This is a genomic window from Bacteroides oleiciplenus YIT 12058 (genome assembly GCF_000315485.1).
Lineage (GTDB): Bacteria > Bacteroidota > Bacteroidia > Bacteroidales > Bacteroidaceae > Bacteroides > Bacteroides oleiciplenus.
The window spans coordinates 888,248-911,665 of sequence record NZ_JH992941.1 but is presented as its reverse complement, the minus strand read 5'-3'; the positions used below and the strand labels follow the sequence as shown (position 1 = coordinate 911,665).

The 23,418-nt window shown below is 43.3% G+C and carries 11 protein-coding genes; 10 read left to right on the top strand and 1 reads right to left on the bottom strand.

The window, feature by feature from the left end:
• Positions 1-76 precede the first annotated feature (76 nt).
• Positions 77-2,959 (bottom strand): ligand-binding sensor domain-containing protein, encoded by a 2,883-nt coding sequence (locus HMPREF9447_RS11350; protein ID WP_009129878.1) that lies wholly within the window; start codon positions 2,957-2,959, stop codon positions 77-79.
• Between the two features lie 530 nt (positions 2,960-3,489).
• Here HMPREF9447_RS11350 and HMPREF9447_RS11345 point away from each other — a divergent pair.
• The 10 genes from HMPREF9447_RS11345 to HMPREF9447_RS11300 all read left to right on the top strand — a co-directional run bounded on the left by HMPREF9447_RS11345 (position 3,490) and on the right by HMPREF9447_RS11300 (position 23,341).
• A complete protein-coding gene (locus tag HMPREF9447_RS11345) occupies positions 3,490-5,307 on the top strand; it encodes a glycoside hydrolase family 2 protein (RefSeq protein WP_009129877.1) in 1,818 nt (605 codons plus the stop codon).
• 25 nt (positions 5,308-5,332) lie between these two features.
• Complete coding sequence (locus HMPREF9447_RS11340; RefSeq protein WP_009129876.1) at positions 5,333-9,280, top strand: hybrid sensor histidine kinase/response regulator transcription factor; 3,948 nt, start codon at positions 5,333-5,335, stop codon at positions 9,278-9,280.
• A 154-nt stretch (positions 9,281-9,434) separates the two neighbouring features.
• Positions 9,435-10,727: a Gfo/Idh/MocA family protein gene (locus tag HMPREF9447_RS11335; protein WP_009129875.1), complete on the top strand. Its 1,293-nt coding sequence runs from the start codon at positions 9,435-9,437 to the stop codon at positions 10,725-10,727.
• Positions 10,724-10,972 (top strand): hypothetical protein, encoded by a 249-nt coding sequence (locus HMPREF9447_RS11330; protein WP_009129874.1) that lies wholly within the window; start codon positions 10,724-10,726, stop codon positions 10,970-10,972. Before HMPREF9447_RS11335 ends, HMPREF9447_RS11330 begins: the two co-directional genes overlap by 4 nt.
• 41 nt (positions 10,973-11,013) lie before the next feature.
• Positions 11,014-12,432, top strand: coding sequence for a Gfo/Idh/MocA family oxidoreductase (locus HMPREF9447_RS11325; RefSeq protein ID WP_009129873.1), 1,419 nt, complete (start codon positions 11,014-11,016; stop codon positions 12,430-12,432).
• 30 nt (positions 12,433-12,462) lie between these two features.
• Positions 12,463-13,803: a 3-keto-disaccharide hydrolase gene (locus HMPREF9447_RS11320; protein WP_009129872.1), complete on the top strand. Its 1,341-nt coding sequence runs from the start codon at positions 12,463-12,465 to the stop codon at positions 13,801-13,803.
• A gap of 84 nt (positions 13,804-13,887) precedes the next feature.
• A complete protein-coding gene (locus tag HMPREF9447_RS11315) occupies positions 13,888-14,733 on the top strand; it encodes an FAD:protein FMN transferase (protein ID WP_009129871.1) in 846 nt (281 codons plus the stop codon).
• Between the two features lie 623 nt (positions 14,734-15,356).
• Positions 15,357-17,834, top strand: a complete 2,478-nt coding sequence (locus HMPREF9447_RS11310) for a glutaminase domain-containing protein (protein ID WP_009129870.1) — start codon at positions 15,357-15,359, stop codon at positions 17,832-17,834.
• Between the two features lie 193 nt (positions 17,835-18,027).
• A complete protein-coding gene (locus HMPREF9447_RS11305; RefSeq protein ID WP_009129869.1) occupies positions 18,028-21,276 on the top strand; it encodes a SusC/RagA family TonB-linked outer membrane protein in 3,249 nt (1,082 codons plus the stop codon).
• Positions 21,277-21,298: 22 nt separating this feature from the next.
• Positions 21,299-23,341, top strand: a complete 2,043-nt coding sequence (locus tag HMPREF9447_RS11300; RefSeq protein ID WP_009129868.1) for a RagB/SusD family nutrient uptake outer membrane protein — start codon at positions 21,299-21,301, stop codon at positions 23,339-23,341.
• Positions 23,342-23,418 lie beyond the last annotated feature (77 nt).

Below are 23,418 nucleotides of genomic sequence, written 5' to 3'. Positions count from 1 at the left end.
GCATCCTCCGGTAAGGTTGAAACATGTTCCTTCTACCTTTTAAGAACATGTTTCAACCTCACTTATGCTGGGGAGATTATGCGTTTTTAGCCGCTTTCATCGCATATTCTGTTGGTTGCATACCAAATTCTTTCTTGAAACAGATGGAAAAGTACTTGGGGTCATTGAAACCTACCTGATAGGCGAGGTCGGAGATACGTATGTTCTTATTCCCATCCATAATGTTGCAGGCGGCCTTCAGGCGAATGCTGCGTACAAAGCCTGTTGTATTCAGCCCCGTCAGTGATTTAAGTTTCTTGTGCAGGGTGGTGCGGCTTGTCGCCATTTCATCGATAAATTGGGGAACGTCAAAGTCAGTATCACTCAGATGCCTGTTCACACAAGCAATGGCATCTTGCAAGAACTTCTCATCGTCCGAAGCGATGTTCGTAAAGAACTGGAATTTGATGTGATGCACCTTGTCTGTTTCCCCTTTTTGCAGATATTTCCGGTTGCGCAACATCAGCCTTCTGCGTATTTCCCACCATATCAATGCCAAGACTGATACGGATATGAATGCATAGATAAGATATGCCCACCAAGTGGCCCAGAAAGGAGGTTTGATGGTTATTCCCATTTTCCGTATTTCTCCCCAATCTCCATTCTCGTTCGTGGCGCGTAGCTCAAAGACATATTCTCCCGGAGGTAGTTTGGAGTAATAGGCATTGCGGTTGGAAGCATTCACATAGTGCCAGTCGGTGTCGAGCCCTTGCAATCTGTAGGCGTAATTATTCTGTTGGGGATGATTGTAAGTGAGGGAAGCAAAGCATATGGTAAAATTGGAATATGCGGCGGGGACAATGAGTTGTTCCGTAAAATCGGCGGTGAAAGGGCTGATTTCTCTTCTTTTATTTTCCGGCATCTGCTCCAATGATTTCCCGTCTATCCATATATCCGTAATGCATAAAGAAACATCAGAGTGATTTTCTTCGGCAATTTTAGAGTTGAACGTAACGATGCCGCGGCTGCAACCGAAATAGAAAGTCCCGTTACGATAGAAGGATGCATTCTGATTGAAGAAGTTATCGGCCAATCCGTCGGCTACCGTAAATATCCGCACCCGCCCTTTCTCTTCTCCGGTAATTGTCAGTTTCACCAATCCCTGGTTAGTGCCCAGCCAAAGGTTTCCGTTATTGTCTTCCTCCATGCTACCAACCATATCTCCCGGCAAATTGTATTCCTGATGAACAGACCGGAAGCAATCATTCTGTGCGTCATACAGGCAAAGTCCGCTTCCTTCCGTTCCCACCCAAACCTTTCCACTCTTATCCAGAAGAAAACAAAGTGGGGTGTTGATCGGTAACAAGCCATTTTCAATGCAGTAATTCTTGCATTGCAAAGACTCGGGCTGTTCCATATTGCCGGTGACGTGGACGATGCCATTATTATTGGTCGCCAGCCACAAAGAGCCGTCATTATCTTCCATTATGCTGGTTATCTCTTTAGAAAGTAATTTATCGGCATCGGGCAATTGATTGAAACTGTATTCGCGACCATTCTGATAACGCACGCTAAGTCCTTTATATGTACCTAACCACCAATTCCCTTTCCGGTCTTCATGTACCCAATAGACTAAATCGTGAGGTATAAAACCGCAATTCGAGGCTTTGTACTGGTGGACAATCTTTCCATTCCGACAAACTATCACCCCTCCATCATGGATAGCAAGCAGCACTTCCCGGGTAGATGGGCTGTAAGAAATATGATAGGGGCGTTTAGAGGGAATTAAGGTTACTTTCTCGTCTTCCGACTGATAATCAATTCCATATCCGAAGCCTACCCAAGAAGCTCCGCTTTCTTCCACATACAAGGTAGAGATAATATCCGTAAAAGATTTCCCGTTGCCACGCGGATAAAAAACTTCGAAAGGACGCGTACGGGTATTCACATGAAAGACTCCGGCACCTTTGGTACCAATCCACATCAAGCCATTTTTATCGCGAAAGACGGTGTTCACTTCACGGACAGGCAGATAGTGTTCTGAACCCGACTCTCGGTAGTTTATAAATTTCCCTTCATCGGTCAAGTCCATGATGCTGACCCCATTCCGTGTACCCAGCCATAACGAATGAGTTTGCAGGTCTTCGTGAATGGAATAAATATAATCGGAAGAGAGGGACAGAGTGTTAAGAGCATCGTGCTTATAGGCTTTTTCGACAGATAATGTCTTCTTATCAGGAGAGAAGTTTACCTTATACAGCCCGGAACCGCTTGTACCTATCCATAATGCACCTTTTGAGTCTTGGAATAAAGCCAATACGGAGTTGCTTTCATCCAACGGAGGATAGTGTATAAACTTATTCTCTTTTATATTATAGTGGAAAAGACCATCTTGCCATGTGCCAATCAATAAATCGCCGTTTTCATCTTCAAGCAAGGTTTGAATGTTGATTTGCTCGGGTACTTCACCTTTGCAATTCTTGCTTGTCATCAACTCTAATGTATCTAGCTCTGCATTATAATAAGCCATTCCACGGATATATCCCAGATAAACTTTATTATCTTTGGTCACATGAATTTCGTTCAAGCGATGCTTGCTTATTCCTTCCAGCTTCATTTTCCTTATTTCGCCTGTTTGCTTATCGAGTACGCAAAGTCCTTCATGCGTCCCAATCCAAAGGCGGTGGGAATAATCTTCTTCTGCACAAATTACATTATTATTAGCTAAAAGTCCGGGAGTGTAAAGGTTGGATTTATACGTACGAACTTCGTAACCGTCGTAACGGAATAATCCATAGAATGTAGAAATCCAGATATATCCATCCCTGTCCTGATAAATCTGGTGAACCATGCTGTTAGGCAGTCCTTCCGGTGTGGAGAATTGCTTGAATTCCAGATCATCGAAGCGGGTTTGTGCTTGTCCGGAAGGAAGTGATAAGGCTATTATCAGAGGTATCAATGCTGCTTTAAGTGTTTTCATTACTGCATGCTATTAGATTTTATTGGGCGAAATTACGAAAATCTTGGAACACATAACTTCTTTCTTAGGCACTTTTATTCTTTTTCCCTGCCAAGGTTTACTCCTCTGCCTACGAATGCTTATTCTTTCCACCATGGAGGTTTTTTCTTTCCACCATGGTGGAAAGAAACTTTCTCAGTGATGGAAAGAAACTTTCCCCACGGTGGAAAGAATAAGTGTCTACTGCGATTTTTCTTAGCCATCGCAGGGAAAAAACATAAAAGTAGCGATCTGAGAACTTAATTCAAACGCTTACTTTATCGCCCTGCCACCTTAGCGCATTTTGTTCATTAGAAAGAAATGAAGGAGACTTTTGATGCGGTTGCCCCTGTAATATTCCTGATTGCTCCATTATTCTGTACTTTTCGGGTATCTTTCTGATTAACACGCTAAAAATGGAAAGATTATTGCATTTATTGAGCCAATCGCGTTATTTTAAAAATGAATTTGTGGCTAACTTTGCTTTCGAACAATTAAAATAGTTATATACCATGAAAAGATTATTCATCTCATTATTCTTAGTAACGTTTTTTATTTTAGAGAGTCTGGCTCAATGGAAACCTGTCGGTGACAAGATAAAGACTAATTGGGCGGAACAAATCAATCCGTCTCAAGTTTTACCGGAGTATCCACGCCCAATCATGCAACGTAATGATTGGAAGAACCTGAATGGCTTGTGGGATTATGCAATTATTGATAAAGGTGGAGCTATACCAACTGATTTTGAAGGTCAGATTCTTGTTCCCTTTGCGATAGAATCCTCCCTGTCCGGAGTAGGAAAAAGGGTGAACGAGAAACAGGAAGTGATTTATCAACGGAGTTTCGATGTACCATCGGCTTGGAAAGGCAAACAAGTTCTGTTGCATTTCGGTGCTGTCGATTGGAAAACAGATGTATGGGTGAATGGTGTTAAAGTTGGAAGTCATACCGGAGGATTTACCCCGTTCTCTTTCGACATAACTCCTGCTTTGGCTGCCAAAGGTAATAATACCCTGGTGGTGAAAGTGTGGGACCCTACGGATAGAGGACCTCAACCTCGTGGCAAGCAGGTGAACAGACCGGAAGGTATTTGGTATACCCCTGTAACCGGTATCTGGCAAACTGTATGGTTGGAACCTGTTGCCGGAAAACATATTGAGAATCTTCGTATCACTCCCGATATCGATCGCAACTTGCTGACGGTAAAGGCTGAATTGAATGCTAATTCTGCATCCGATTTTGTAGAGGTAAACGTGTATGACGGTAACCAGTTGGTAGCTACAGGTAAAAGTATTAACGGAGAAGCTGTAGAAGTGACCATGCCTAAGGCTACTAAGTTATGGAGCCCTGATTCTCCTTTTCTTTATACGTTGAAGGTAACTTTAAAGAGTGATGGAAAGGTTGTAGATAAAGTGGATAGCTATGCAGCTATGCGTAAGTACTCTACCGGCCGGGATGCTAATGGCGTGATGCGTTTGGAACTGAACAATGAAGCCGTATTCCAGTTTGGTCCGCTCGATCAGGGATGGTGGCCTGATGGATTATATACAGCTCCTACGGACGAGGCTTTATTGTATGACATCCAGAAGACGAAAGACTTCGGTTATAATATGATTCGTAAGCACATCAAGGTGGAACCTGCCCGCTGGTATACCTATTGCGACCAACTTGGAATTATTGTATGGCAGGATATGCCAAGTGGAGACCGCAGTCCGCAATGGCAGATGCGCCAGTATTTTAATGGTACTGAGATGAAACGTACCGCAGAGTCTGAGGCTTACTACCGTAAAGAATGGAAAGAGATAATGGATTGTCTTTATTCTTATCCTTGCATCGGTACTTGGGTGCCATTCAATGAGGCGTGGGGACAATTCAAAACGGTTGAAATAGCCGAATGGACAAAACAATATGACCCGACCCGCCTGGTGAATCCGGCAAGTGGTGGCAACCATTATACTTGTGGAGATATGCTCGACCTTCATCATTATCCCGCACCGGAGATGTTCTTATATGACGCTCAACGTGCAACGGTTCTGGGTGAATATGGTGGTATCGGCCTTGTTTTGAAAGATCATCTCTGGGAACCGAATCGCAACTGGGGGTATGTTCAGTTTAATTCTTCCAAAGAGGCTACGGACGAATACGTGAAGTATGCCGATATGCTGTATAAATTGATAGATAGAGGATTCTCCGGCGCAGTTTATACGCAGACCACTGACGTGGAGGTGGAAGTGAACGGTCTGATTACTTATGACCGCAAGGTGATAAAACTGGATGAAAAGCGCGTTAAAGAGATAAACACACGTATCTGTAATTCATTAAAGAAATAAAACTCTCGAAAAGAAGGAGGAAGTTATGAACCGAACATTCATAAAGCTTTTCTTTTGTCTGTGCATAGTGGCGGCATTGCCGTCCTATGCTTATAATGCTGTTCACTATTATTTCAGGACGGTAGACATTAAAAATGGTCTCTCGCAGAATTCTGTGAATCAGATATTCCAGGACAAGAAAGGCTTTATGTGGTTTGGTACTAAAGACGGTTTGAACCGTTATGATGGTTTGTCTTTCCGTGTCTATAACAATGAAAACTCTAATTTAGGAAGGAACTTCATCACGACACTCTATGAAGATACTGACGGGAATATCTGGGTCGGTACTGATGGAGGTGTCTTTATTTATAATCCGGTATTGGATTCTTTTACTTCATTCAATCGAACAAGCGATAAGGGAACGGTGATTCGGGATTTCGTGACTATGATAAGGAGTGACGAACAGAATAATATCTGGATATCAGTCGAATATCAGGGATTATTCTGTTACAATAGCAGTAAACAACAATTGCAGAACTACCTTCATGAGTCGGGAATACCTAATGTTACTCGCTTTTGGCTGAATGGAGATACTTTTTGGCTGGCATTGCATGGCGATAATCTTTATTCCGCAAAGGCTGGTTTTGAAACCTTGCAACCTTTTAAGGATGCAGATGGAAATGAAATATTCAAAGACGATATTATTAATTGCCAGGTCAATGGTCCGCATAACTGCATCTATGTAGCATCATTCAACGGATTGACCGAAATAAACTTTACGAATGGCAAATCCCGTAAGCTTCTGAATGCTTATGTACGTACATTGCAGTTTAAATCTGATGATGAGCTGTGGGCAGGTACGGAAACGGGATTATACATATACAATCTTACCAATGACCATGTCACCCATCTGACAGTGCCCGACCAGGATGATTCCTATGCCCTGTCGGACAATGCCATTTATTCGATTTATCGGGATAGAGAGAATGGCATGTGGGTAGGCTCCTATTTTGGTGGTGTGAACTACTATCCATACCAGTGGACTTATTTTGAGAAATTCTATCCGAGAGATGATATCAAGTATTTCGGTCGCCGGGTGCGTGAAATCTGTGAGAGTAATGACGGTACTTTATGGATAGGCACCGAAGATAAGGGATTATTTAATTTTGATCCCGAGACTGAAAAGATAGTACCGTTTGAGCATCCTTCCATCTATAAGAATATTCATGCCCTCTGCATGGATGGAGATGATTTGTGGGTAGGTACTTTTTCCGGGGGACTGAACAAGGTGAATTTACGCACTGGGCAAGTGAAGCATTACTCCAAAGGCAAAGAGGAGAATTCCATGGTTGCCAATGATGTTTTTACGGTTTGCAAAACAACTACGGGGGACATATGGATAGGGACAACATCCGGTTTGCTGAAATATAACCGTTCTTCCGATGATTTTACCCATATCCCGCAACTGGGCATTCTGTTTATTTATAATATTCTGGAAGATTTTAATGGGAATCTGTGGTTTGCCACTTTCTCAAACGGTGTGTTTTGTTACAATACGCACACCAAACAATGGAAGAGTTACCTTTCGGATGAGAAAGATCCAACTTCTCTCTCCTATAATAAGGTGATTTCTATTTATGAAGACAGCAAAAAGCGCCTGTGGTTTATGACGATGGGAAAGGGCTTTTGCCGTTATAATCCTGAAACGGATGATTTCACCCGTTACGATACTTCGAATGGCCTTCCGAACAATACCGTCTATAAGATGGTAGAAGACAAGCGGGGAAACCTGTGGATTACGAGTAATTATGGTCTGGTCTGCTTCAATCCGCAGACCGAAGCCATGCATGTCTATACCCGGGCCAATGGGTTGCTGAGCAATCAGTTTAATTTCCAGTCCGGATACTGTGATAAGAAAGGGCGTATTTATCTGGGGAGTATTAATGGGTTTATCATATTTGATCCGGAGACTTTTGTCGAGAATACCTTCCTTCCTCCGGTGGTGATTACCGATTTTTATTTGTTTAATAAGCGGTTATCTGTCGATACTCCGGGTTCTCCTTTGCAACAAAGCATCACCTACTCCGACAAGATAGAACTTGCTGCAGACCAGAATTCCTTTGCTTTCCAAGTAGCTGCATTGAGCTATCAGGCGCCGGAAATGAATCTTCTGATGTATAAATTGGAAGGTTTTGATAATGAGTGGTATGTGCTGGGGCGGAATTCTATGATAACTTATTCTAATCTGCCTTATGGAAGCTATACGCTGCACATAAAAGGCTCCAATGGAGACGGTAAATGGAACGATACGGAGCGTATACTCAATGTACGTATCCGACCTCCTTTTTACTTATCGGTATGGGCATATGTTATTTATGTAATGCTGATCTTATGCTCATTGGGCATTGCTGCGTTGTACTTCAGAAGAAGAACCCAACAGAAGCACCGGTTGGCGATGGAGAAGTTTGAACGGAAAAAAGAGCGTGAACTCTATACGGCAAAAATAGATTTCTTTACGAATGTAGCTCATGAGATACGTACACCGTTAACGTTGATAAAGAGCCCGTTAGAGAATGTTTTGGCATCCGGTGCGGTTTCTGATGAAATCAGAGATGACTTGGAGATTATGGATTTGAATACGAACCGCCTGCTCGACTTGGTGAACCAGTTGCTCGATTTTCGGAAAACAGAAACACAAGGATTCCAACTGGACTTTGTAGAATGCAATGTAGCGGATATTCTGCGTAAAACATATAAGCGCTTTAAGCCATTGGCACGCCAAAGTGGGTTGGAGTTTACAATAGATTCTCCCGAAGAACTGTATACCTCGGTCGATAAGGAGGGACTCACTAAAATTATCAGTAATTTGATGACGAATGGCATGAAATATTCGGAAACATATATTCGTATTAAGTTATATGTTGAAGGTGAGCAGATGTATCTTTTGGTATGCAATGATGGGTATATTGTGCCGGCAGAGATGCGCGAAGAGATATTCAAGCCATTTGTTCAGTGTAAAGACGGTGTGCTGCATTCTGTTTCCGGCACAGGTATCGGCTTGCCTCTGGCACGTTCGCTTGCCGAACTTCATGGAGGCACTTTGTCCATGAATGATTCTATGGAAAGCAATCAATTCCTGTTATCGCTTCCGATAAGGCATACCCATGCCAGGGGGCAGAAGGAGCAGGTTGAGTGCGAAAAACCTGTAGAAAAGAATGAAGTCGAAGTAGATTCTAATCCGCAAAACCAATATACTCTCCTTGTGGTGGAAGATAGCTTGGAGATGCAGTCGTTCATTGTGAAACAGCTATCCACTAAATATCAGGTATTGACGGCCTTGAATGGAGTGGAAGCCTTGAAAGTATTGGAAGAACATACTGTCAATCTGGTTATTTCGGACATTATGATGCCCGAAATGGATGGATTGGAGTTATGTGAACATTTGAAATCGGAATTGGACCATAGCCATATACCCATTATATTGCTGACTGCCAAGACCACTCTTCAAGCAAAGATAGAAGGGATGAAGCTTGGAGCGGATGTTTATATAGAGAAACCATTCTCCGTGGAGTACCTGAAGGTGTGTATCTCTAATTTGCTAAGCAACCGGGAGAAATTGCGGGTTGCTTTTGCCCATTCTCCTTTTGTGCAGGCTAACAGTATGGCAATGACTAAGGCAGATGAGACTTTCCTCAGGACGTTGAAGGAAGTGGTGGATGCAAATATGCAGAATCCTGATTTTAACCTGGATGATATGGCAGGACAATTGAATATGAGCCGTTCGAGCCTTAACCGGAAAATAAAAGGTATATTAGACATGACTCCGAACGATTACATTCGTCTGGAACGTTTAAAGAAAGCGGTGCAATTACTCAAAGAGGGAGAATGCCGGATAAATGAAGTTTGTTATATGACCGGTTTCAATACCCCTTCTTACTTTTCCAAATGCTTCCAGAAGCAGTTTGGCGTTCTTCCTAAGGACTTTATAAAGTAAAATAGGGGAGTTTGGAACGATTTTTATATTGTTTGAGTGGATATTTATACTCTATGTTTCAAAATTTCGCTAATTTTGGGGGTTATTTTATGTGGCTATTCCGTCTTGAAAGAAAAGCAGGGGTATAGTCGGTTTTTATTTTAAAGTTCATATTATGAAAAATACATTAATCAGCAGAAGAGAGTTTCTGAAAAATATGGGAGTGCTTGGGGCCGGGGTGCTATTGTCAGCCAGCCCTTGGCTTTCTGCTTTTTCGGAAGTAGTGGAAACGTCTAACGAGAAATGTCGTTTGGCAATTATCGGTCCCGGGTCGAGAGGGCGTTTCCTGATGAGTTTTCTGATTCAGAATCCTAAAGTGGATATTGTGGCATTGTGCGATATCTACCAACCTTCCATTGACGAAGGGTTGAAACTGGCTCCCAAAGCAAAGGTCTATAAAGACTACCGGAAGATACTGGAAGATAAAACAATTGATGCAGTATTGGTAGCTACTCCCCTTAATTCCCATTGTCAGATTGTGCTGGATGCTTTTGATGCCGGCAAACATGTGTTCTGTGAGAAAACAATAGGCTTTACAATGGAAGAGTGTTACCGCATTTATAGTAAGCACATCAGCACGGGCAAGATATTTTTCACCGGACAACAACGCCTTTTCGATCCGCGATATATCAAGACTATGGAGATGATTCATGCAGGTACATTTGGTGAAATAGGTGCCATCCGTACTTTCTGGAACCGGAACGGGGACTGGAGGCGGGAAGTACCTTCGCCTGACTTGGAACGTCAGATTAACTGGCGTCTGTATCGCGAATATTCCAAAGGATTGATGACCGAATTAGCTTGCCATCAATTGCAGATAGGAAGTTGGGCGTTGCAAAAGCTTCCTGAGAAGGTGATGGGACATGGAGCCATCACTTACTGGAAAGACGGTCGCGAAGTATATGACAATGTAAGTTGTATTTATGTATTTGATGACGGAGTGAAAATGACATTCGATTCTGTCATATCTAATAAGTTCTATGGTTTGGAAGAACAAATCATGGGTAGTCTGGGAACAGTAGAACCGGAAAAAGGTAAATATTATTTTGAGAGTGTGCCTCCTGCACCCGGATTCCTGCAGATGATTAACGATTGGGAGAATAAGGTATTTGATTCCCTGCCCTTTGCCGGAACAAGCTGGGCGCCGGAAACTGCCAATGAAAACAAGGGGGAATTTATTTTGGGAGAACGGCCCAAGTCGGACGGTACTTCTTTATTGTTGGAAGCTTTTGTTGAGGCTGTCATAACTCGTAAGCAGCCGAAGCGCATAGCCGAAGAGGGTTATTATGCAAGTATGCTTTGCTTGTTGGGTGATCAGGCTTTGCAGGAAGAGCGGGTACTTTATTTCCCTGATGAATATAAAATAAACTATCTGAACCATCAAGCTAAAACACCTGAAGCCGTATGAAAAACACAATCATTACCGCCCGCCGGAAGAAAATAGAATTGCTTACCTTACTGGCATGCTTTATTATAGGCAATTTGGCAAACCTGTATGCGATAATCTCCTATAAGACTCCTTTCTCGGAAATGCTGACCTCTATTTTCTATGTCCTCGCATTTTCGTGTGTGCTTTATGTTTTTTGGACTGTTCTGCGCATTCTGTTCTATGGAATAAGGAATCTGTTTCTAAAGAAGAAGAACGAAATATAATAATAAATGAAATTCAGTAACTTAATTAATACCCTTGGAATATGACAACACGAAGAGATTTTTTGAAGACCATGACCATGGCTTCCGCCGGACTGGCATTCGGTGCCGGTGACATACTGGGCGCTCCAGCTTTTGCCTCGCAAAGAAAAGTGACAGATAAAGTAAAGATTGCCTATATAGGCATTGGAAACCGTGGCGAACAAATCATTGGTGATTTTGCACGTACCGGTATGGTCGAAGTAGTGGCTCTGTGCGATGTTGATATGGGAGCTCCCCATACTCAGAAAGTAATGAACCTGTATCCTAAGGCAAAGCGTTTTCGCGATTTCCGCCAGATGTTTGACAAGGCAGGCAATGATTTCGATGCGGTAGCCATAGCAACGCCCGACCATTCTCATTTCCCCATCAGCATGCTGGCGCTGGCCTCAGGCAAGCATGTGTATGTGGAAAAACCCTTGGCACGTACCTTCTATGAAGGCGAACTGTTGATGCAGGCTGCGCTGAAACGTCCCAACTTGGCTACACAGGTGGGCAACCAGGGACACTCGGAGGCTAACTACTTCCAGTTCAAGGCATGGATGGACGCCGGCATCATCAAGGATGTGACGGCCGTGACGGCACATATGAACAATCCTCGCCGCTGGCATAAGTGGGATACGAATATCTATAAATTCCCTTCGGGACAACAACTGCCAAAGGATATGGATTGGGATACTTGGTTAGGAGTCACTCCTTACCATGAATATAACAAGGATTATCATCTGGGTCAGTGGCGTTGTTGGTACGACTTCGGAATGGGCTGTCTGGGCGACTGGGGTGCACATATTCTGGATACAGTTCACGAATTCCTTGAGCTGGGATTGCCGTATGAAATAACGATGCAATATGCCAACGGACACAATGATTATTTCTTCCCTTACTCTTCCACCATTCTGTTCCGCTTCCCGCAACGTAAGGGCATGCCGCCGGTTGACATTACCTGGTATGACGGTTTGGACAATCTTCCTCCTATTCCTGCTGGTTATGGCGTATCCGGACTGGATCCTAATATTCCTGCAACGAATCAGGGAGACGCACCGGCTGCTAAGTTGAATCCCGGAAAGATTATTTATACAAAGGACCTGACTTTCAAGGGTGGAACTCATGGCAGCACACTTTCCATCATACCGGAGGAAAGAGCGAAAGAAATGGCCGATAAGTTGCCGGAAGTACCCAAGAGCCCGTCCAACCACTTCGAAAACTTCCTGCTGGCTTGTATGGGACAGGAAAAGACCCGTTCTCCGTTTGAAATAAACGGTGTGTTGGGACAGGTCTTCTCATTGGGAGTAATGGCACAACGCCTCAATACACAATTATTCTTTGATCCCCGCACGAAGCAGATTACCAATAATGCATTTGCCAATGCGATGTTGACTTCGGTGCCTCCACGTAAGGGATGGGATGAGTTCTATAAACTATAATATTACACAATCAATAAAAGAAATATCAATATGAAGAAGAATTATTTATTGCTTTTGCTTCTGTTTTGTGCATCTGTGGTTTCGGCACAGAACTGGGAGCCTCTTTTCAATGGCAAGAACCTGAACGGCTGGAAGAAGCTGAACGGTAAGGCCGAATATAAAGTAGTGGACGGCGCCATTGTAGGCGTTTCTAAGATGAATACTCCTAACACTTTCCTGGCTACAAAGAAAGTGTATGGTGACTTTATCCTGGAGTTCGATTTTAAGATAGATGATGGACTGAACTCAGGCGTACAATTGCGTAGTGAAAGCAAGAAGGACTATCAGAAAGGCCGTGTACATGGCTATCAGTTTGAAATAGACCCTTCAAAGCGTGCATGGTCGGGTGGCATCTATGACGAGGCCCGTCGCAATTGGCTTTATCCTTTGACACAGAATCCGGCTGCTAAAACAGCTTTCAAAAACAATCAGTGGAACAAGGCACGCATCGAAGCTGTAGGTAATTCTATCGCTACTTGGATTAACGGAGTGCCCTGTGCTAACATCTGGGATGATATGACTCCTGTTGGCTTTATCGCCCTGCAAGTGCATGCCATTGGTAATGCTGCCGATGAAGGCAAAACTGTTAGTTGGAAAAACATCCGTATCTGTACTACGGACGTAGAACGTTATCAGACTGCCCAGAAAGCACCGGAAATTAATGTAATAGCTAACACAATCTCTCCGAACGAAGCAAAAGAAGGCTGGGCACTCCTTTGGGATGGCAAGACCTCTGAAGGCTGGAGAGGAGCAAGACTGAATTCTTTCCCTGAAAAAGGCTGGAAGATGGAAGACGGTATTCTGAAAGTGATGAAGAGCGGCGGTGCAGAGGCTGCCAACGGTGGTGACATTGTAACAACTAAGAAATACAAGAACTTCATCCTGAAGGTAGACTTCAAAATCACTGAAGGTGCCAATAGTGGTGTAAAATACTTCGTTAGCCCGGATATGAATAAGGGAGCCGGTTCTGCTATCGGTTGTGAGTTCCAGATTCTTGATGATGACAAGCATCCCGATGCTAAATTGGGTGTGAAGGGCAACCGTAAACTGGGTTCGCTTTACGATCTGATCCCTGCTCCGGCAGACAAACCTTTCAATAAGAAAGATTTCAATACAGCTATGATTGTTGTGAAAGGCAATCATGTAGAGCATTGGCTGAACGGTGTGAAGCTCATTGAGTACACACGCCAGAACGAAATGTGGGATGCACTGGTTGCTTATAGTAAGTACAGAGATTGGCCCAACTTCGGTAATTGGGAATCGGGCAACATCCTTCTGCAAGATCATGGAGATGAAGTTTGGTTTAAGAATATAAAGATCAAAGAATTGTAATTATTATTATGTCTTAGAAAAGGCAAGTTGCAGGTATTTGTAGCTTGCCTTTTCGCTTTTCTCAAAGAAACGCTAACTTAAGAAATGCAGAATGTAATTCAACATCTTTACAAGTTTTCATCTGCCCACGGTGGACTGCTTTACGCATGGTTTCCATCGATGCATACGCGCGTTGATATTGTGCTGTGCGGCAGGCAAGGCGAAGAGGCGTTGATGCTTGTGGTCAATGCTGTTCATGAAATGTTGTGCCGTCTGGAAAAGATGGCCAACTACTACGATGTGGACAGTGAACTGGCCAGACTGAACCGTACTGCCGCTACATGCCCGCAACCGGTCAGCCGGGAACTTTATGATATGCTTACTTTCTGTGTAGACTGTTATACCCGGACCGATGGATGCTTCGATGTTACCATCCATTCGGCTCATCACACATCCGATACCATTCGCAGTATTCAACTGTTACCTCAGGAACGTACCCTCTTTTTCCTGCAATCCGGGATAACCATCAACCTTTCCGGTTTCCTGAAAGGCTATGCTTTAGAAAAGACGCGGCATTTGCTGCAACGCTATGAAGTGGGAGATGCATTGATTAATATGGGAAATAGCTCTGTATTGGCTTTAGGACATCATCCTATGGCTGATGGGTGGAAGGTCGACTTCGGACAAGCCGCCGCCTCGCAGCAGAAAGAACGTCCGGAATTGCTTCTTCACGATGAATGTCTCACGACTTCGGGCAACGATTCACACGAACGTAAACACATCATCAACCCTCAGAATGGAAAGCTGGTAGAAGGGAAAAGAGAAGTGGCAGTCGTCACGGCGGATGGAGCCGTAGGCGAGGTGCTGTCTACCAGTTTATTTATAGCTGACGCCCGTCAGCGAAGTCTTTTGGAAGCGGAGTTCCATCCGCGTCTGATTCTTGCTCTTTAGCATTCTTCTCAAAAATATCTTCATTTCCCGGTTCACCACTTCATTAATCTTTCCCATCTCCCTGTCCATAGGAGATAGCGGGTGAGGGGTGAACTGTGTTTCTGTAATTGCTTATATATGAACAGTTTGTTCTTGAAGCTTTCGGAATACGTCCGGTAAGCTTTATGAATACGTTACTAAAGCTTTATCAATACGTTCCGAAAGCTTCCGGAATTTACTTCTAATATGAGTAGAAAATCTTTCTCCCTGCATATGTTAAATTGTCATTTTAGTTAAGACTGGACTTGTTGGCTTCTTGTTGTGAATGAAGAAATAGGTATAGTTAAAGGAATATGTTTCTACGAAAATTTAGTATTGTCTCGGAAAAAGACATTATTGTATAATAACAGGTCTTTAAACCGCTTTTGACGCGATTATTCCATGCATTGGATGTATTCTTTTACTTGTTATATTACCAATTTTCTACTTTTGCCTCAACATAAAAACACGTAATTTATATGAAAACACATTTCATACTTTTCTTATTAGTTTTTATGTAAAAGATATGTGAAACCTTATTGCTCCTGTACCGACAAGATGTAGATACCGAAGTATAATGAATAACTAAGAAAAACATTTAAATCATGAAACGATTAATGACGCTATTGTTAGGAATTGCTGCTTTGACGGCGTGTACTTCTCCTCAGCCTGAACAGCATGCCAAAAATGAACTACGTGCGCCTGCTTATCCGCTGGTCACCATTGACCCTTATACGAGCGCGTGGGCTTTCCAAGATAACTTATATGATGGCTCAGTGAGACACTGGACCGGTAAGAATTTCCCTCTGATTGGTGTTGCCAAGGTGGACGGACAAACTTACCGTTTCATGGGAGCGGAAGAACTTGAGTTGAGCACCATAGTCCCTAACTCCGAACAGGAAGACTGGGTGGGAAAGTATACAGTGGCACAACCGGCTGAAGGCTGGCAAACGATGGCTTTTGATGATAGTCGTTGGAAAGAAGGCAAAGCAGCTTTCGGAACGATGGAAAATGAGCATACTGCCAAGACGCAGTGGGGCGAGAAGTACATATGGGTACGTCGTACTATAGACCTTCAGGAAGATATGGCCGGCAGAAACATATATCTGGATTACTCACACGATGATGATGTGATTATATATATTAATGGTATCAAGGTTGTGGATACGGGTAACGCCTGCAAGAAGCATGCACAGTTGAAACTTTCCGATGAAGTGGCTGCTTCATTAAAAAAGGGGAAGAACCTGATAGCTGCCTATTGTTACAATCGCGTGGGAAATGCTTTGCTGGATTTTGGGTTGATGGTTGAACAGGAGAATTATCAATTCTTTGAGCAGACTGCTGAACAGATTTCGGTAGATGTGCAAGCTATGCAGACCTATTACACTTTTGCGTGCGGATCGGTCAATCTGAATCTGACCTTTACGGCTCCTCTCTTTATGGATAATCTGGATTTGATGACACGTCCGGTCAATTATCTCTCTTATGAAGTCTCTTCCAGAGATGGCAAGAAGCACCAGGTGGACTTGTATTTTGAAGCCTCTCCGCAATGGGCAATTGATGTGGCTCATCAAAAATCTATGGCTGACAGCTTTGAAGAAGGTGATTTGCTCTTCTTGCGTACCGGAAGCCAAAGTCAGGAGATTCTGAAAAAGAGGGGAGATGATGTCCGGATTGACTGGGGATATTTTTATCTGGCAGGTAAGAAAGATAATACGACATACGGCATTGGTGACGGTAAGGCATTGCGCAATGGATTCCTGAAGGACAATCTGGAAGCTCCGGCCACCGATGGTTATGATAAACTGGTCTTGGTATGCTCGTTGGGTGAAACAAAGAAAGCTGATGGTTACCTGATGCTGGGGTATGATGATATTTATTCCATCCAATATTTCGGTGAAAACCTGCGTCCTTATTGGAATCGTTCCGGTAAAGAGACGATTGCATCCCAGTTCCTGAAAGCTAAGGACGAATATCAGAAACTGATGAAAGACTGCGCTGCTTTTGATAAGAAACTAATGGAAGATGCTACCGCAGTAGGCGGACGCAAGTATGCCGAACTTTGTGCATTGGCTTATCGCCAGTCTATAGCTGCCCATAAACTCGTGGAAGCTCCCAACGGTGAATTGTTGTTCCTTTCCAAGGAGAATTTCAGTAACGGTTCTATCGGAACGGTAGATATCACGTATCCTTCGTCTCCTTTATACTTGCTTTATAATCCGGAACTTGCCAAAGGTTTGCTCAACCATATCTTCTATTATAGTGAAAGTGGGAAATGGACCAAACCTTTTGCTGCCCATGACATCGGTACTTATCCGCAGGGTAACGGACAAACTTATGGTGGCGATATGCCTGTGGAAGAAAGCGGTAATATGCTGATAGTAACTGCTGCCATTGCTGCCGTAGAAGGTAATGCGGATTATGCCAACCGTCATTGGAATACATTGACTACCTGGACAGATTATCTGGTAGAATATGGACTGGACCCGGAAAACCAGCTCTGCACCGATGACTTTGCCGGACATTTCGCTCATAATGCCAACCTCTCCATCAAGGCTATACTGGCTATTGCTTCTTATGGTTATCTGGCTGATATGTTGGGAAAGACTGAGGTTGCTGAAGCCTATACCAATAAGGCCAAAGAGATGGCCGCAAAGTGGATGGAGATGGCAGATGATGGTGACCACTACCGCCTGACATTTGACAAGGCCGGCACTTGGAGCCAGAAGTACAATCTGGTGTGGGATAAGCTGATGAACTGGCAAATCTTCCCGGAAAAGGTGGCTGAAACAGAATTAGCATATTATCAGACAAAACAAAACCGTTATGGCCTGCCGCTCGACAACCGTGAAACATATACTAAAACCGATTGGATTATGTGGACAGCCACCATGGCTAATGATAGGACTACTTTCGAGAGCTTTATCGACCCGGTCTATAGCTTTATGAATGAGACAACCGATCGTATTCCTATGTCCGATTGGGTATTTACCGACAGTCCGAAGCAACGGGGATTCCAGGCCCGTTCGGTGGTGGGTGGATATTTCATCAAGATGCTCGAAGAAAAGCTGCATGCCAAATAGGCATGCATGCTCACCTCTTATGGAAAAAGACAATTCGTTAATTTTAAATCTATAAATAAGCCTATGGTATAAACAAAAGTCAACTTTAATTTAATCCTATCCGCTTGCAGGGGTATTCCTGCAAAGCATAATGTGAAAAATAAATGCGGAACAGCGTTTCCGTAAATTTCTAATCTAATATAACTATAAAAACATGTCTAGGAAAATCTTATTTTTAATTTTGTGTGTGTTCGCACTTACTGCGCATTCCCAGAATGTCGCGATAAAGGGCTCCGTAACAGATGTGAACCAGGAACCTTTGTTAGGTGTGAATGTTATGGTAAAGGGAACCTCTACGGGAACGATTACCGATATTGACGGTAATTTCTCGATAAGTGGACCGAAGGGAGCTACTTTGGTAATTTCCTATATAGGTATGGTGACTCAGGAAGTGACGTACAAAGGAGAACCGCTGAAGGTTGTGTTGAAAGATGATGCTCAAGCTTTGGAAGAAGTGGTGGTAGTAGGTTACGGTTCGATGCGTAAGAAAGACCTTACGGGTTCTGTTGTACAAGTACGTCCCGACAAAATCGCTAATGATAACCCCAAAACAGTACAAGACATCTTGCGTGGTACGCCGGGTTTGACTGTAGGCTACGGTGAAGGTGATGCCGGTGCTAAAGGTGGTGGTTCAATGAACATTCGCGGTCAGCGCTCAGTTTACACCGATGGCGGACACAATGACCCGTTGCTCATTCTTGATGGAATGTTCTTTTATGGTGAACTTTCTGAAATCAATCCGGATGACATCGCACAGATTGACGTGTTGAAGGATGCTTCTGCTGCTGCTGTTTATGGTGCACGTGCTGCTAATGGTGTTGTCATCATATCAACGAAAAAAGGTAAGCAAGGCAAACCGACAGTCAACTTTACAGCCAGTATCGGATTGACTCAAAAGGCTGCTTATCGTGACAGATGGCAGACTCCGGGCGAGTATATGCAACATTTTGTAGACTGGAAAGAAAAGAATACGTATGGTGTAAATGCAGAAACGGGTGAGTATGCTGCTTATTCAAGACCGGGTAATGAATATACTTCAAAGCCGGGTTACTTCCGTAGTCCTAATGATCTTGACGGAGTGTCTCTGGAAGAGTGGAGAGCTTATACTACCAATAGTGAAGGAGAATCGGACTTGAGCATTTGGGCAAGACGTTTGGGCTTTAGACCTAATACAGCTTTGATGGACAATCTTTTGGCAGGTAAAACAGTGGATTGGCAGGACAAAGCATTCCGTTTGGGCTTCAATCAGGATTATAATGCCAGTATCAGTGGTGCCGGTGAGAAGATTGACTACTATATGTCATTGGGCTTCTTGCGTAATGAAGGTGCTTTTGTAGACGATACTTACCGTTCTGTTCGTGCAAACTTTAAATTAAATGCAAAGGTGACGGATTGGTTTGAAATTGGTGCCAATATCAATTTCCAAGACCGTACGGATGGTGAAATCGGCATGAATAAAGGCGGTTTCATGGAAAATAGCCCTTATGCAGTGTTTAAGGATGACGAGGGTAATTATGTACAAGACCCCTTGATGTTTCAGTATGACCGTAATAACCTGACAAACTGGTATTACGAAAAACAGTTCCTGGAATTGCAGAAAGGATATACTACATTCAATACGATTTTCAATGCGAAATTGAAATTGCCGTTTGGCATTACTTATACATTCAATGCGGCTCCGCGCATGCAGTATTTCCACGATCGTTACTTCATGTCTGCCGAACGGCCGAATTCTAATCCGAATGACCGTGGAGCGAACCGTGAGCAAGCTAAACGTTTCGATTGGTCTCTGAACAATACCATCACTTGGGATAAAACTTTTGCTAAAAAGCATCACGTTATTGTGACTTTGGCTCAGGAAGCCGAAGAACTTCAATATTGGAAAGACCGCATTGAAGCTCGTAACATCTTGCCGTCCGACGTACTTGGATTCCATAATACACAAAATGGTGACAAGTCGGTTAGTAAGTTTGAAAGTAACGACACACATCAGACTGCCGACGGTTTAATGGCCCGTGCATTCTACTCTTACGATGACCGTTATATGGCTACGTTCACTATGCGTCGCGATGGTTATTCAGCTTTTGGTTCTTCTAATCCTTACGCTTACTTCCCCTCCGGTGGTTTGGCATGGACTTTCTCCAATGAAAAGTTCTTCCAGCCGTACACTCACATCATGAGTAGTGGTAAGTTGCGTGTATCTTTCGGTAAGAATGGTAACCGTTCGTTGGATAATCCTTATGAAGCTCTTGCTAATCTCTATCCGGGTGGTGGAAAGATGCAGGGTTATATCACATCTTCCGGTGATTTGTATCTGATGCGCTACCTGATGGCTCAACGTATGGAAAATCCGAATCTGCAATGGGAAAAGACACAGTCTTGGAACTTTGCTTTGGACTTTGGCTTCCTGAATGAACGTATAACCGGTACGTTGGAATATTACCGCATGAGTACCAAGGATATGATTATGGGGCAGCGCTTGCCTAACTTTACAGGTTTCGAGAGTATCACAACCAACTTGGGACAAGTTGATAACAACGGTTTTGAAATCGCTTTGAACACGTTGAACATTGATAACAAGAATTTCCAGTGGAGCACAACATTCAGCCTTTCATACAATAAGAATCGTATTAAACATCTGTATGGTGACTACGAAGATGTATTGGATGCTTCAGGCAATGTAATTGGAAAAAAAGAAGCCGATTATGTGGGCAATGGCTGGTTTATTGACAGACCTATCAGTGCCATTTGGGATTATAAAGTGACTGGTATTTGGCAGAAAGATGAAGTGGATGAAGCAAAGAAATATGGTCAAGTTCCGGGTGATCCGAAGGTATGGAACAATCCGGCCAACGATGAGTATGATGCCAACGGAAATGTGACGAAGATTATTTATAATAATGACGACAAGGTGTTCCAAGGACAAACGGCAGCTCCCGTAACCTGGGCTTTGCGTAATGACTTTACTTTGTGGAAAGACTTGACGTTGTCTATCAATATTTACTCTCGTATGGGGCATAAGAGTTTGGAAAGTATGTATCTGAACAATGATGACGATGGTGGTGGTATGACTTACCGTTTAGTGAATAAAGAAGCTAAGGAATATTGGACAGTGGATAATCCAAGCAATAAATATGCACGTATCGAGGCACAAGGTCCTGAAGGTGCTAAGGGAGCCCGCAGACTTTATAACCGTTCTTTTGTACGTTTGGAAAATATCTCAATCGGTTATACTCTGCCCAGACAATGGACAAAAAAGGTGGATGTTGAACGTGCTAAGGTGTATGCCACGGTTCGGAATGCCGCTGTATGGGGTTCAAAGGACTGGGAATACTATGGTGACCCGGAAACAGGTAACTATGCTTCTCGCATCTGGACACTGGGACTTAACTTAACATTCTAAATCTTTTAACTAAGGAATAAATATGAAAAACTATATTCAAAAATATATTTGCAAGGGATTTATCCTGATGGCCGGAGCTTCAATGGTGCTGACCGGTTGTAAAGAAAGTTTTTTGGAACCTGATCCACAGGCTATGTTCAAGCCTAGTGAAGTATTTACTACAGAAGCGGGTCTTAGGTCTGTGTTGGCTATCTGTGACCGTCAATTGAAGAGAAACTATGTGAGCGAAGATTCTCGTGAGATGATGGCGTTGCCTACAGAATACACTTTTTCTGATTTGATGGTGCCTGCTGCAACTGATAAATCAGGATTCCTTGATAATGTAGATAATATGTTGCGTTCGAATAGCGACCAAAGTACAGAAAAAAACTTAGGGCGTACAAACAGTATATATTTCTTTTGGAGACAAGGATATGAAGGAATCCGAAATGCCAATACATTGCTTTCGTTTATAGATGATGTCCCTATGGATGAGACTTTGAAGAAAGAATACATTGGGCGTGCCTATTTCCATCGTGCCTATCGGTATTATGCATTGGTATTCCAGTTTGGGAATGTGCCTTTGCTTACCAAATTGCCATCCTCGCCTAAATTGAGCTACCATTCTACTCACAGGGATGCAATCCTGGAGAAGATGGCGCTTGATATGGAATTTGCCGTTGAGTGGGTACCTGAGCAAAAGAATATGGAATATATCGGTATGGTGAATAAGGGAGCTTGCCGTATGTTGCTTTCTAAATTGTATCTGGCTCTCGGCAGATATGAAGATGCCAAGAAGCAGTTGGATATTCTGATCGATCAGTCCGGCTATTCATTGATGACAAGTAACTTCGGTACCTTCTTTGAAGGTGGTGAGCCTACTTCCTGGCCTATTACACGCAACGTGATTTGGGATTTGCACCGTCCGGAGAACAAATTGATTGGTGCAAACAAGGAAGTTATTATGGGTATGCCTAATCGTGGAGCGTCTGCTGAATCGTTTATCCCGATGTTGAGTATGCGTATCATGTATCCTTTCTTCTTTGATGGTAGAATCAAGATGCCCGACGGCAAACAGGCGTTGTACAACCTTGACCGCACTAACAGCAAATACCGTGTGGAATATGACTATATGCGTGGATTAGGACGTGGTATTGCTACTTTCCGTACCAGTACTTTCTATCAGGATGGATTGTGGGCTGTAAACGGCAAGATGGATGAAACGGATTTGCGCCATAGTTCAGAAGCTGGAAACTGGATGCACATGGAAAATTTGCGTTGCAACAATGTGGACTCTGAGTTTTATGGACAGAACATCATGCTTCATTCCGACAGAGACTTCTACGATAAAGACGGCAAGTTAATTACCGCAAAGGGACAATTATTGTGTTCCGATACAATCCGTCGCTGGTTTGATGTGCCTCATTACATTTTCTGTCTGGATGATGTAATCAATCAAGGTTTGATTAAAAACAATGGTCTTGAAGGTGCTACCGATGGCAGTATTGCCGACTGGTATCTCTATCGTCTGGCAGAAGCTTACTTGCTTCGTGCTGAAGCTAAGTTCTACATCAACCCGAGTGATCCGACTATTAAGGACGACCTGAATATCATCAGACAACGTGCACATTGCTCTGAGCTCTATACCGGCAATGTAACTATCGGTGATATTATGGATGAACGTGGCCGTGAGCTTTTCTATGAAGAGTGGCGTAATGTAGAGTTGACCCGTGTATCTCTCTGTCTGGCCCGCAGCGGAAGACCAGATGAATGGGGCAATACCTATAATGTGGAAACCTTCGACAAACAAACGGGTACAGACTTGGATGGCGGTAGCTATTGGTATCAACGTTGTGTACGTAAAGGTATGTATAACAAGGGAGAAACGATTCGTATTGATGCCACTAAGACGGACATTAATTTCATTATGGGTAAGCATAATATTTATTGGCCGATTCCTTATAATGCTATCGAGGCAAATAAAAATGCCAAGCTGTGGCAGAATGTAGGTTATACGGAATATGATCCTGCTACTCCTATATGGAATACCTGGGAAGAAGCTGTAGCTGATGAAGATCAGATTTAATCAATCACTTCCGCTATAGTTAGCGGGAAGAATATTGGAGGTATATTGGAGCGACAGAGCCAACGTTGTGAGAAATA